The 13865-nt window shown below is 59.4% G+C and carries 7 protein-coding genes; 2 read left to right on the forward strand and 5 right to left on the reverse strand.

Annotation, left to right across the window (positions count from 1 at the left end; translation table 11 throughout):
• Positions 1–188 precede the first annotated feature (188 nt).
• Positions 189–3890: a methionine synthase gene (gene metH, locus IH881_06855; GenBank protein ID MCH7867400.1), complete on the forward strand. Its 3702-nt coding sequence runs from the start codon at positions 189–191 to the stop codon at positions 3888–3890.
• A gap of 18 nt (positions 3891–3908) precedes the next feature.
• On the opposite strand, the gene asnB is transcribed toward metH, so the two are convergent.
• Both asnB and IH881_06865 read right to left on the reverse strand, forming a co-directional pair.
• A complete protein-coding gene (gene asnB / locus IH881_06860; protein ID MCH7867401.1) occupies positions 3909–5837 on the reverse strand; it encodes an asparagine synthase (glutamine-hydrolyzing) in 1929 nt (642 codons plus the stop codon).
• Between the two features lie 117 nt (positions 5838–5954).
• Positions 5955–8528, reverse strand: coding sequence for a HAMP domain-containing protein (locus tag IH881_06865; GenBank protein ID MCH7867402.1), 2574 nt, complete (start codon positions 8526–8528; stop codon positions 5955–5957).
• Positions 8529–8887: 359 nt separating this feature from the next.
• On the opposite strand from IH881_06865, the gene IH881_06870 reads away from it, so the two are divergent.
• A complete protein-coding gene (locus IH881_06870) occupies positions 8888–10105 on the forward strand; it encodes a hypothetical protein (GenBank protein MCH7867403.1) in 1218 nt (405 codons plus the stop codon).
• A 36-nt stretch (positions 10106–10141) separates the two neighbouring features.
• Here IH881_06870 and IH881_06875 read toward each other — a convergent pair whose 3' ends face one another.
• The 3 genes from IH881_06875 to IH881_06885 all read right to left on the reverse strand — a co-directional run bounded on the left by IH881_06875 (position 10142) and on the right by IH881_06885 (position 13787).
• Positions 10142–10696, reverse strand: a complete 555-nt coding sequence (locus IH881_06875; GenBank protein ID MCH7867404.1) for a hypothetical protein — start codon at positions 10694–10696, stop codon at positions 10142–10144.
• 240 nt (positions 10697–10936) lie between these two features.
• A complete protein-coding gene (locus IH881_06880) occupies positions 10937–12085 on the reverse strand; it encodes an acyl-CoA dehydrogenase family protein (GenBank protein ID MCH7867405.1) in 1149 nt (382 codons plus the stop codon).
• A 40-nt stretch (positions 12086–12125) separates the two neighbouring features.
• Positions 12126–13787 carry an FAD-dependent monooxygenase gene (locus tag IH881_06885; GenBank protein MCH7867406.1) on the reverse strand — a complete coding sequence of 554 codons (1662 nt, stop codon included), beginning with the start codon at positions 13785–13787 and terminating at the stop codon, positions 12126–12128.
• Positions 13788–13865: the final 78 nt, after the last annotated feature.

Genomic DNA, 13865 nt, shown 5'->3' on the forward strand with positions numbered 1-13865 from the left:
GCTCAAGAATCTCAAGCATCCATCCGAATATTGAGATATACTGATGCAATGAAGGACCGCTCGCCGAAATGCTCGGATTTCGAGCGGAATGCAAGCGGCAAGTAGTTACGTAAACTTACGATTTAATTTGACTATTTATCTATTTCGAATGCGACACAAAGAGTTCACCACCGGGCGGGAGAGATAGCATGAGCGCAGACGACCGCACGGGTCTCCTCGAGTCGCAGCTTCGCAGCCGGATTCTCGTGATCGACGGGGCCATGGGGACCATGGTCCAGGGGTTCGGCCTCGGAGAAGCTGATTTCCGGGGCGAACGCTTCAAGGATCACCACAAGGACGTCCAGGGGAACAACGAACTCCTGGTGTTTTCGCGACCGGACGTGATCGAGAAGATCCACAACGATTTTTTGGAGGCCGGAGCGGACATCATCGAGACCAACACGTTTGGCGCCAATTCGATCTCCCAGTCGGACTATGAATTCGACGACCTCGACACCCTGACCCGCGACCTCAACCTCGCCGCAGCCCAGATCGCGCGCCGCGTTGCGGACGAATGGACTGCCAGAACGCCCGACAAGCCGCGCTTTGTTGCCGGAGCGATAGGGCCCACCAGCAACACCCTTTCGCTCTCTCCGAAAGTCGAAGACGCGGCGTTCCGCAACCTCAGTTTCGACGAGCTCGAAGAGACTTACGTGACCCAGACTCGCGCATTGATCGAAGGCGGCGTCGACATCATCCTGATCGAGACCATCTTCGACACCTTGAACGCCAAAGCGGCACTGGTCGCAGTGCAGAATGTTTTCGAAGAGGTCGACGTTCGCCTTCCCATCATGATCTCGGTGGCGATCACCGACGCAAGTGGTCGCACGCTTTCGGGTCAGACCGTCGAGGCGTTCTGGCGCTCGGTGGCTCACGCTGAACCTCTCTCGATCGGCGTCAACTGCTCCCTCGGCGCCACTGACATGCGGCCACACGTCGCTGAGCTCGCCCAAATCGCAAATACCCGGGTATCCTCGTATCCGAACGCCGGACTTCCCAACGCGTTCGGCGAGTACGACGAAGCACCGGAGCTGACCGGCGAATTATTGGGAGAGTTTGCGACTTCGGGGCTGGTCAATATCGTTGGGGGGTGCTGCGGGACCACCCCCGACCATATCCGCGAAATTGCAAACGCCGTCGAAGGCGTCGCGCCCCGAGAGGTTCCCGATTTTTCCGGCGAGCTGGTGAGCCATTACAGCGGTCTCGAACCCCTGTCGATTCGTTCCGACGCAAACTTCCAGATGATCGGAGAGCGCACCAACGTCTCTGGATCGGCGAAATTCCGCAATCTCATCAAATCGGGCGACATGATCAGTGCCGTCGATGTCGCGATGGAGCAGGTGCGCGGAGGCGCGAACCTGCTCGACGTCAACATGGACGAAGCACTTCTCGATTCAGAAGCGTGCATCACCGAGTTCTTGAATTTGATCGCCACCGAGCCAGAAATCACGCGCATTCCGGTGGTGATCGACAGCTCGAAGTGGTCGGTCTTGCTCGCGGGCATGAAGTGCGTCCAGGGCAAGGGCATCGTCAACTCCATCTCGCTCAAGGAAGGCGAAGAGGTCTTCCTCGAGCACGCACGCACGATCCGACGCTACGGGTTCGGCGTGGTCGTGATGGCCTTCGACGAGGTCGGGCAAGCGGATACGACCGAGCGAAAGGTCGATATCTGCACCCGGGCCTACAAGCTCTTGACCGAGACGGCCAACTTCCCGGCAGAAGACATCATCTTCGATCCCAACATTCTCCCGGTGGCGACCGGCATCGAAGAACACAATCGCTACGCACTCAACTTCATCGAAGCTGCGAAGCAGATACGCGAAGCCTGCCCGGGCGTGCATGTAAGCGGCGGCGTTTCAAATCTATCCTTCTCATTCCGCGGCAACAACGGGGTGCGGGAAGCCATGCACTCGGTCTTTCTCTACCACGCGATCGCGGCGGGGATGGACATGGGCATCGTCAACGCGGGGCAACTCGAGGTCTACGAAGACATCCCGAAGGACCTGCTCGAGAAAGTCGAGAACGTGATTCTCAACCGCTGCGAGACGGCCACCGATGATCTTCTCGAATTCGCAGAATCGGTAAAGAGAGGCGGCAAGAAGCGTGTCGTCGATCACAGCTGGCGCGAAGCCAGCGTTGGGGAGCGGCTCTCTCACGCTCTCGTGCACGGCATCGTCGATTTCATCGAAGAGGATACCGAAGAGGCGCGAGTTGCCGCAGAGCGCCCGCTTCACGTGATCGAGGGCCCCTTGATGGACGGCATGAGTATCGTGGGCGAACTCTTCGGTGCGGGAAAGATGTTCCTGCCCCAGGTGGTAAAGAGTGCCCGGGCGATGAAGCGTGCCGTCGCGCACCTCGAACCCTTCATGGAGGCAGAGAAGGTCGGCACCAGCAGTCAGGGCAAGATCGTCATGGCCACAGTCAAGGGCGACGTGCACGATATTGGCAAGAACATTGTCGGTGTCGTGCTCGGTTGCAACAACTACGAGATCGTGGATCTCGGGGTGATGGTGCCCGCGGACAAAATTCTCCAGACCGCGATCGATGTCGAAGCGGACATGATCGGACTGTCGGGCTTGATCACACCCTCGCTGGATGAAATGGTTTCGGTCGCAAAGGAAATGTCCCGGCGCAATTTTGAAATCCCGCTGTTGATCGGCGGCGCCACTACGAGTCGTGTGCATACGGCGGTCAAGATCGCTCCGACCTTTGATCAGCCGACGATACACGTGCGCGACGCATCGAAAGCCGTAGGAATAGTCGCGAGCCTGCTCGATCCGAAGAAACGGGTTGAGTGCGACCGCGCCAATCGCGAGGTGCAGCAGAAGCTGCGCGATCTCCATGAGGCGCGGCAGGAAAAACCACTCCGCTCGTATCGCGCTGCGCGCGAGAACCGCCCCACGGTGGAGTTTGGCGACGGCGAGGTTGCGCGACCGGAATTCCTCGGCCGCAGGGTGCTTATGGACTTCGATCTCGAAGAAATCGTCCCCTATATCGACTGGACGTTCTTCTTCAGTGCGTGGGAGCTCAAGGGGCGATACCCGAAGATCCTCGAGCACCCGGAGATGGGCGAGGCGGCTCGAGATCTGTTCGCCAACGGACAATCGCTGCTCGCGCAAATCGTCGAACAAAAGCAACTCACCGCCCAGGCGGTCTACGGCTTCTGGCCCGCAAACAGTGATGGTGACGACATCGTCCTCTACCGAGACGACAGTCGCAGTGACGAATTGCTTCGCTTCCCGATGCTTCGCCAGCAAGAAGAACTTGCCAAGGGCATGTTCAATCGATCACTCGCGGACTACATCGCACCCAAAGAATCGGGAGTCGAAGACTACATCGGCGCGTTTGCCGTCACCACGGGTCTGGGTGCCACCAAGCTCACAGACGACTTCAAGAGCGAGCACGACGACTACAACGCCATCATGGTGCAGTCCCTGGCGGACCGGCTCGCCGAAGCCTTCGCCGAGTACCTCCACGCCCGTGCGCGAAAAGAATGGGGGATCGCCCCGGCGGCGGGGGAAAGCATGGACGACCTGATCGAGGAGCGATATCGGGGGATTCGCCCGGCGTTCGGCTATCCCGCGTGCCCGGATCACAGCTTGAAGAACAGTCTCTTCGAACTTCTTTCAGCCGAAGAAGTCGGCATGGAGTTGACCGAGAGCTGCGCGGTCAGCCCAGCAGCCAGCGTAAGTGGACTCTATTTCGGTAATCCGGCCGCGAAGTACTTTACGGTTGGCAGACTGGATCGCGACCAGGTCAGAAATTACGCGAGCCGACAGAAGACGAACTTGAAAGAAGTCGAAAAGTGGCTCGCCCCATACCTGACCTACGACTCCGAAGAATCCGCGTAATCACGGCTTTGGAACCGCTCAGAGCGTAATTTCGACGCCCGGCTCATCCAAGAACGACTGCATCCAGAGCTCGAGATTGATCAACGCGTAGATGAGATACGCATGGTCCCTGGATCCGGTCGCGTTCTCTTTGAGAATGCGCTGCACCTGGTCCGACTTGAAGATGCCACGGCTCTTGACCTGTGCGGGGCCCAGGTAAAACTGAATGACTTCGTTCAGATCGTCCTGAATCCAGGTGCGGAGTGGCGCGCCAAAGCCAGCCTTCTTGCGGTGAATCAACTCCCGAGGCAAGTATCGCCCCATGGCGTTCTTGAGCACGCTCTTGGTCACGTTGCCCTTCAGCTTGTAGCGCTCGGGGATTCGCGCGCTCAATCGCATCAACTCGACATCCATGAATGGAACCCGCGTCTCGAGCCCTACTGCCATGCTCGACTTGTCGGTGTAAAGAAAGTTGTGTGCCGCGAGGAAGGTTTGAATCAAGAGGTGCGAATGCAAATTCAATTCGCCCGAGCCACGAAAATCGTCGTAGTACCGACGCATGCAGTCCGAGCTGTCCCAGGAATGCATGGAATAGTAGATCGCATCATCGAAGAGCCCCTCGCGAACCGCATGGCTCGACCAGTCCGAAACTTCGAGGTGGCGCTCGAGCCCCCGCCGCATCAGACCTCGGCGAAACTTCGCAATGCGCCGGGCATAGCGGTTCTGCGCGCCCAACAAAGCGCCGCTCAACCGAACACCGGCCGAGATCATCGAAGACATGGGGAACCGTGACATCCAGGCAAAGCGTTCATAGAGTCGGTAGGCCTGGTGGCTCCGATAGCCAAAGAAAACTTCGTCTCCGCCGGTACCGGACAGCAACACGGTCGTACCGTCCTCACGAGCGAGCTTCGCGATCAGGTAGGAAGGAAACACCGCCGGATCTGCATCCGGTTCGTCCAGGTGGTACACCAACTTGGGTAACAAGGTGATGACATCCGGACGCAACATGACGCTCTTGAGCCGCACACCCAGCTCCTTGGCGACCCGACGCGCATAGGGGTAGTCGTCTACACCCTGCTCCTTGGCCATGGCGCCCCGTTCGAAGCGAACCGTGTAGGCGTTGATCTCTCGATCGGGAAATACATTGCGCATGCACGCCACAATGCTCGACGAATCGAGCCCATCCGAAAGAAACGCGCCGAGAGGGACGTCTGACACCATTTGGCGCTTGGTCGTCCGCATGAAGGTTTCGTGTACCGCCTCGGTCCACTCCGATTCACTCAGACTTTCGTCCGGTTCATACTCGATCTCGAACCAGCGTCGCGTTTCGAAGCGTCCGTCCTGCCAGATCGCGTAATGGCCCGGCTCGAGCTTCTTGACTCCAGCGAGCAGCGTGTTTTCGCCCGGCACCCATAAGAAAGTCAGATAGTCGGGAATACTCGGGGTATGGAGTTCACGGGGAGCACCCGGCACCTTGAGCAGTGCTTTGATCTCGGAGGCGAAGTAAAGCTTGCGACCATCCTGCCTGTAGTAGAGAGGTTTGACCCCCGCGTGGTCCCGAACCAGAAGCAGACGTCGCTTCGTGCTGTCCCATAACGCAAAGGCGAAGATGCCGTTGAGCTCATTGAGAAAATCGAGCCCCATGGTTTCGTACAGAGCGATGACGACTTCTGTATCGGTCTGGTTGCGAAACTCATACCCCTTCGACAGCAACCGCTCGCGATGTTCGGGGTAGTTGTAGAGTTCGCCGTTGTAAGTAATCCAGATCGTACCCTGGGCGTTGGACATGGGCTGCCGCCCCGCAGCTGTCAGATCGATGATCGATAGACGCCGGTGCCCCAGACCTATCTCACCCTCGGCATCGCACCATGTGCCAGAATCGTCTGGTCCTCGGTGAATCATCGCGTCGGTCATCGGGCCGAGTAGCTCTGGCCGGTGTAGACCCGCATATCCCGCAATTCCGCACATCCTGGCTCAGGCTCCCAACGGATTCAGACATCGATCCCGGATTCGACGAAAGCCAAGCATAGCCCTTCGTGGGATCTAGAGAATCCCTGGACCATTCTCCAAGCTAGCTCCGGGGTGTTATCGTTGGAATCGACCCATTCCGTCGCGCAATCGGAGCGCCTGTTCGGTGAGTTTTTCGGTCGCTTTGCTCAGCAAACCGGCAGCGCGTTCATTCGCAACGCTGCGGCTCGACACTTCCTCCAGGAATCCCACGACCTGATTGCACGATTTCGACTGCTCCTTGAGCGACTCGTTGATCGATTCCATCTGGTCCTGCACCCCGCTTACGCTCACCCGAATCCGAGCCAGATCGCTGGCCTGTTCGGTCGTCGTGAGATGCAGTTGCTGGGAGACTTCGCGCATCGACTGGGTTGCCTCGAAGACCAGTTCATGGCCCTGTTCCTGTTCACTCGCGGCATGACCGATCGCCTGAACACCGCTGCGCACCCGTTCCATCAAACCGACCACATGCCCGGCCGCCTTGGTCTGCTCTCTGACCGACTCGACAATTTCACGGATTCGCAGACCGCTATCCCGACTGAGGCGGGTGATCTCTTCGAGGGATTCTCCTGCTTCATTCGAGCGCGCTACGCCTTCGGCCACACTGCGGCTGCCGTCTTCCATGGCGTTGATCGCACTCTTGCTCTCCTCCTGCACCGAGTTGATCAACCCGCTGATCTCCTTGGTGCTGGTGAGCACGCGGTCTGCGACTTCCTTGATCTGGTCGGCAACAACGGAGAATGCGCGGCCGTGCTCCCCCGCCTGAGACGCGATGATGGCCGCATTCAAGGCCAGCAAATTTGTCTCGTCCGCCACACTGTCGATCACGTCGAGAATCCCGCCAATTTCCTGCGCCCTGGAGCCGAGGCTGAGGATCACACCCTGGGCAGTTTCGGTGGCAGTGCGAATCGACTCGATGCCCGCGATCGTGTCCCGCACCTTCTCGAGGCCCATTTCGCTAGCCGCCACCACCTGCTCCGAGAGATCGGCAGTTGTGGCGGCGGTCGTATCTACGTGTCGCATGGCGCTGGCCATCTGCTCCATGCTCGATGATGTGTCGTCAGCCGCCTGTTCCAAGGTGGCGGTTTCCAGTCTCACTTTGCGCACGCTGCCAACAATCTGCTCTGCGCTTGTGGAGACATCCTCGATGCGAGCCGACAGAGAACCCGCGGTCGCGTTGAGTTCATCTCCCGACGCGCCCAATTCGAGAATCGAATGCGTGGACGCTTCCACCAGAAGACGCAGCCCGTCGGACGCGGTCGCAATTCCAGACACACGGGATTCGATGGCCTCCATGGCTGCAACTACGAGTTTGACATCTCGTCCCTGTCCCGTCGCAACTTCTCGGAGTTCCTCCGAGATCTCCGAGATTGTGCCGGTCGCCTCGTCGACACCATCCGCCGTCTCCGCGACCTCGCCGACTGACATCCGCAGCGAGTTCGCCATGGTGTCGAAGGCCCGGGCGAGTGTTCCGAGTTCATCCTCGGACTCGAGAACGTCCATGCGCCGCAGATCACCCGAAGCCATGCGATCGGCCGCGCGCCTGAGTTGCTGGGTGGCACCCCCTAGATCCTGTGCAACGAGCCAGCCGACCCCGACAGCCAGGCCCAGACACGCCATCAGCAGAACCGCGAACACCGCCCCGAGATCATGCTCATCTCCCACCAGTTGCGCGCGCGGACTCGCGACCACGATGACGTGCCGTGGCTCGAAACTCTCTTGCCAGACAAACAGATTCTCTGCCCGGAGCTGGTTTCCGGCGCCCCTCGACTGATCCGATTCACGAATGAGTCTGCGCTGTTTATCGGTCAGCCGATTCGAATTTCCGAACAGCGTCGAACCCGTCTCACGATCGATGAGCAGGATCGAAGCGCTGATGGCGCGGGCAACCTCATGCTCATCCAACCCGCCAAGTCCCTCGTCGCCGAATTCGCGATGCACAATGATGGCGCTCGCCAGGACTTGTCGCTGCAGTGAATGAACAAATTCTTCCAGGGGAATTGTCGAACGGGTGTGGCTCACCAGGGCGACCAGAATGACGGGAACCAGGGTGCATGCCGAGATCAGCACCTGAAGCTTGGTCACCAGCGATACTGGACGGGTTAACTCCGAGCGTTCGCGGGGATCTTCAACCGCAAGCGTCAACGCGGCCCGCAGCGGTCCAAGCCAGCGCTTGAGCACGAAACCTTCGATGATCGACGAGAGGCCCGCGCAGGACAGGATCGCCGCGAGCATCAGCAGCGCGTAATAGAGCTCGAAATCGTCGACGAACGCGAGAATACTGAGCACCGAAAGAACCGCGGGAGTGACGAGAGAAAAGAATCCGAGGGACAAGATCCGACCCGGCAGATTGACGACCGTCTGGAAAGCGTCGCGTTGTACATCGAGGGTCGCGACGTCCCTGCTTTCTTTGTCCAGCCAGAACATGATGGGTGCGACGGTTCGCCGATAAATCCACGCGGCAATCGGCACCGAGGGCACAAAAACCATCGCCACGATCAACCCGAGACTCTTCATTTGCTCTGCCGGCATGCGCAACAGCAAGACCAGGTAGATTGCCACGAATAGCGCTGAGATGATTCCACAAGCGCTCACGATCGTGATGAAGCGGGACCAAAATTCGCCGCCGGACGGTAGCCGCTGATTCTCCAAAGCTCTCTCCCCCTACCACCAACGGTGCTGGGCCGGTAAACCGATCGAACTGCGGAGCCCGTCAGCATGAAATCGGGCTCGCACTACAGGGTTTGCGCGAGGCAATCCTCGCAATTCCCTATCGGCAAAATGGGTGCAACCCTTCAATCTCTATTGGGCATTTCAGCGGATCGCGATCGAAGCCCAAGCGGCGTCAGAACGGCTTTTGAGTTGCAATTGTGATTGAAAGAATCACGAATCACGCAATGGCGCGGGCATAAGTGGGCGAGATTGCGATAGATTCTAGCTGCTGCAGCCCGGGGCTCCGCTATGTCTGCAGTATCCGGAGATATGCTGCGATCGTAGGGGGGAAGGTGTACATGGGAGCCGAGAACAGCGCAGGCGCCATTTTGGGTGCAGTCGATGAATCGGGGAAAGCAAGGGAAGACAACGTCGTGACCCGGGTCGCGCGCACGATGAACAGCCTGCGCGCACGACTCGCGGCGATCGAATCCGGCAAGGACGCCAAACCGGACTGGATCCACCTGCAAGCCGATTGTCGCCTGGACCGGCTCCGCAGCGACGAACTCGAAGAAATTCTGAGCCGTCTGCATCGCTGCGTGCTGCGGGGTTTCCGGGCCAACAACGTAGAAATCAGCAAGCGCAAGGATCGGAGAAAGTACTGGACCACGGTGGCCCAACACGGCTTTCACGACTTCTCCGAACTCAGCTGGAAGAAGTGCTACGACTCGCCCTTCGTCGAGAACTACGACTACATCACGCCCTACCTCAAGGGCGGCATCGATGCACTCGACCCCTATCGGGTCTATTCGGCAGTTCTGGGCACCCACGACTACGGTGTCGAAGACTTTATCACCTCGAATCTCTGTCGGGGGGTCGATACGATCATCGAACCGATGTCGGGCACGGCCGAATTCTGTTACCAGGGCCACTTTCGCTACCCGGACTTTCGCTACCTCATGATCGATCTCGACGAAGAGGCAAAACAGCACGTCGAAGCAATGCCCTGGCTCGAGGGGACCGAACGGCAATACGTGATCGCGGACGTCCTCAACGAGGAGATCTGGCAGCACGCCAAGAGCTTCACGGCAAACCGTTCGCTGAGCTACATCGGCAAGCAGAGCCATCACCTGTTCAGCGCCAAGCAGCTGTACCGGATACTCGACATCGCCACTCGCTACGTCGACTACTTCATGCTCGAAACACCACAGGTGGCCCTGCCCTCAGACATGGATGAGGTCGACGAAATGACCCGGCCCGAAATGGAAGACGCGGGCTTCGAGGTCGATCTGATCGACGAACACAGAGGTGCACCCAACCCGTTCACCAACTTGATGTCATTTCGTCTCGAGGCCTCGAACGCTCGCCGCAGGCGCACGCTTTTCGAGTATCACGACTGGACGGTGTGGTCCCAGCCCACGCTGGTGGCGATGGCCAGGATGCTCGACATCAACGTCGTCTACTTCCACCCGGATTACGAGCAGTTCATGGACGTGGATAATGCAGAGGAAGTCGAAGGCAGCGACTGCTTGGACAACGTCACCTTCATGCTGTTTACGCGGCATCCGGTGAACTGACAAGCTCGCTGGAGAGCCCCCCGCAGCCCGCCTGTTTCAGGCTGCGAGAGCGGTGCAGAGAAGCTTCGATTCGATCATCAGGTAGATCTGCATTGGAAGAACGTCGTCCCCCGCTGCAACCAGAATGCTGACGGTGACGACTGCGGTATCCGAGGGAGCGTGGGTGCCGAAGAGAATCAACGGGACCGAGTTCTCACAGAGTTCTGCGGACCCGGGCTTCACTTCTTGACCCAGTCCAGCCCCAATTTCACGTACCAGGTTGGACTGCACGACCTTGCTCAAGCGCACGAAGGACGCGAGCAAATCTTCATGTCCCGGATTCGAACGCACCCAGGTGAGCGCATCCTCGGGATCCATTGCGAGCAGCGCCGTACCACAAAAGCCGCCATCGAAGCGACCCATCACCCCCGCGACACATTCGCCGTCGAAGCACGCAACCCGGTCCGGCAACTCGGCCAACGTCGTGCAATGGATGCTGCGAACTTCGAGACCCGAATCGGCCGTGTGAATTTCGCGCAGAGATTCTTGACCCGCTTCGGCACCGGAGCGCGCCCAGCGAGCAATCGAGTTCAGCTGATCTTCTGTGAGCATGGAGGGGGGGGACTCCAAAGAGATTCGATGTGAGGTGTTGTTCAGGCCTTGAGGATGGCCAATCAGAGTGTTCTCCGACCGGCACGATTGAGCAATAAGTGTATCGACGGATACTCGAAAAATCGAAGGGAATTGCCCTCGAAATTTACCTGTTTTTTGTCATTTTCTTCATTTTTGGAACAACCCAGGGGCAGATTGCACGTATTTGATGCCCTTTTGCACACCGCTGAAGCGTGCCGCTCAACCCAGGCCCAAGCGCTTGGCAATGATCACCTTCATGATCTCGTTGCTGCCCGCGTAGATCGACTGCACGGCAGCATCGCGATAGTCGCCGGCGATCGGATACTCCTCCATGAATCCATAGCCTCCGAAAAACTGCAGGCACTCACTCGATACCTTCTTCTGCAGATCCGTCAGCCAGTACTTGGCCATGCTGACTTCCGACACGAGATCATCTCCGCGCACGTGGGCGACCAGCAGCTTGTCGACAAAGGCCTGGCCCATTTCGATCTCGGCCGCCATCTCGGCCATCTTGAACTGGGTGTTCTGGAACGATCCAATGGGTTGTCCAAAGGCCCGACGCTCCTTCACATACGCCAGGGTGTCGTCAAAACTGCGCCGGCACGAAGCGACGGCGCCGACCGCAATGCAGAGCCGCTCTTGTTGCAGCTTCTCCATCAACATCTTGAAGCCTTGTCCCGGCTGTCCGAGCAGGTTTTCTACTGGTACTCGGCAGTCTTTGAAGAAGAGTTCGCTGGTGTCCTGCCCCTTCAGGCCGAGCTTCTCCAGGTTGCGTCCGCGCTCGAAGCCAGGCGTCGATGACTCGACCAGCAGCAGGCTGATTCCCCGGTGCGGTGGATCCGCGTCCGGCTCGGTCTTGACCACGACAATCACCAGATCTGCGAGTTGGCCATTGGAGATGAAGGTCTTGGCACCGTTGACCACGTAGTGATCGCCATCGAGGATGGCCCGGGTCTGGATGTTGGCGAGGTCGGATCCGGCCCCCGGCTCGGTCATCGCAATGGCGAGAATGATGTCGCCCGCGATTGCCCCGGTGAGAAATTTCTCCTTCTGCTCCTGGCTGCCAAAGGTCGTGAGATACGGCATGCAGATATCGGTGTGGAGCATCAGCATCAAGCCGTGCGCCCGGGCGTAGGCCATCTCTTCCATGATGATCGCGTTGAACAAGAAGTCGCCGCCCGAACCTCCGAACTCTTCCGGAGCATTGGCGCCGAGGTAACCCTCAGCACCGCAACGTTTCCAACTCTCGCGGTCGCTGATCCCCGCGCGGTTCCAGCCTTTGATCTTCGGTTCGATCTCGTTTGCGACAAAACGGCGGAACTGCTCCCGAAGCATTTCGTGTTCGTCGCTGAAGATGTCTCTCTGCATGTTCACTACCTGCCTTTCGTACAGATCGCGCAGTCCGATTTCAGGCGGGGGTTTGCAGCAGCGCCTGGGCGGCTCGTGCGCCGTCGATCGCCGCACTGAGAATTCCGCCCGCGTAGCCCGCACCCTCTCCAACAGGATAGAGGTTCGCGACGCCCCGGGCGCGAAAGGTGTCCGGATCGCGCGGAATCCGCAGAGGGGCAGAGCAGCGGGTTTCCACACCGACCATGATTCCCTCGTCGCCGGCAAAACCGGGAATCTGGCGATCGAACGCGTTGAGCGCCCGGCGCAGGGAGTCGCGCAGCGCTGCTGGGAGCAATTGGTCGATGCGGCCGGGTACCACGCCAAACTTGTAACTCGTCGGCCCGAGCGATCTGGTCTCTCGACCCGCCAGAAAATCGCTTGCCCGCTGAGCCGGTGCGCGGTAGTCGCCGCCGCCGTGATCAAAAAACTTTGCTTCGAGTTCGCGCTGATAATCGACGCCGGCGAAGACCCCGTCGCCAAATTCCGCGGGGCCCACAGCCGTGACGATCGCCGCATTTGCCCAGGGCGAGGAATGGCGCGAATTGCTCATACCATTGGTACAGAGCAGTCCCGGAGTATTGACACTCGCGACAATCTGCCCGCCGGGACACATGCAGAAGGAATAACCCCCGGCAGTCGCAGCGTTTCCACGGCACACGAGCCCGTAGTAGGACGCGCCGAGCGCCGCGGCCTCGGGTCCCTCCCCGTAGCGCCCCGAATCGATCAACGACTGGGGGTGTTCGATGCGAACCCCCAGTTGTGTGGCCCGCGCCTCGATCTCGATGTTCTGCTCGAGCAGCCGACTCCAGGTGTCTCGAGCACTGTGTCCCACCGCCAGCACGACCGCTTCACACGGAATCTCACCGCTGCTGGTCTTCAGGCTGCAGACCCGGCGTCTGCCGTTCCCTTCTCGTTCCTCGCTGCGAAAGCCGAATCCTTCGAACCGGGTGTGCCAATGAAACTCCACTCCGGCGTCGATCAATCGTTCGCGCAGAGCCGGCAAGACCGTGTGCAGCCGATCAGTTCCGATGTGCGCCCGGGAGTCGTAGACAATCTCCGGGGGTGCACCACAGCGGACCAGGGTTTCGAGAATGGGAAGCGAGAGCGGATGATCCACCCGAGTGTAGAGCTTGCCATCGGAGTAGGTTCCCGCGCCCCCCTCCCCGAACAGAAGGTTGTTCTCCGGGTCTGGAATTCGCCGATTGAGAAAGGCCGCGAGCGCTCGACCTCGATTGAGTAGCGGCCCGCCCCGCTCGACCAGATCGACGCGACAACCGCTCTCGGCCAGTACCAGGGCGGCAAACAAACCCGCGGGCCCCGAACCCACGACCGATACGCGTCCCGGGCTCACTGCTTGAACACTGCGGGGGAGGACCAGTTCTTGTGGCGGCGGCAGGGGCTTGATGCGACCCGAGCGCAATGCCCGTTCAAAAATTTCACCAGCGGGAGCGGGGTCGAGCACGAGGTCTGCGTGAATCACGAAGCGAAATCGCCGACCTCCCCCCGCAGTTCTCCGCGCGTCGAGGGATTTGCGCGCAATGCGAAATGAACGCAGTTGCTCGGGCTCGATTCCCGCTGCCTCGCAGGCACGCTCGCGCAATCGTTCCTCAGATTCATCCAGGTCGAGGGTGAGATTCGTCACGCGAAACGCCGTGCCGGTTGCCGATGCAAAATTGTCCACCGGGGGAGGCTATCACCCGTTCGGTCCGTGAAAAGCTCCCGGGCCCGACCTCAAGGCCGGCTACCGGTGTACCGAAAA

It is taken from the genome of Myxococcales bacterium (assembly GCA_022563535.1).
Taxonomy (GTDB): domain Bacteria; phylum Myxococcota_A; class UBA9160; order UBA9160; family UBA4427; genus DUBZ01.

Bases quoted from the DNA above. Each gene is read 5' to 3' on its own strand.
- IH881_06875 (MCH7867404.1), bottom strand. From the start codon at position 10,696: ATGCTCACAGAAGATCAGCTGAACTCGATTGCTCGCTGGGCGCGCTCC.
- asnB (MCH7867401.1), bottom strand. From the start codon at position 5,837: ATGTGCGGAATTGCGGGATATGCGGGTCTACACCGGCCAGAGCTACTC.
- metH (MCH7867400.1), top strand. From the start codon at position 189: ATGAGCGCAGACGACCGCACGGGTCTCCTCGAGTCGCAGCTTCGCAGC.
- IH881_06880 (MCH7867405.1), bottom strand. From the start codon at position 12,085: ATGCAGAGAGACATCTTCAGCGACGAACACGAAATGCTTCGGGAGCAG.
- IH881_06870 (MCH7867403.1), top strand. From the start codon at position 8,888: ATGGGAGCCGAGAACAGCGCAGGCGCCATTTTGGGTGCAGTCGATGAA.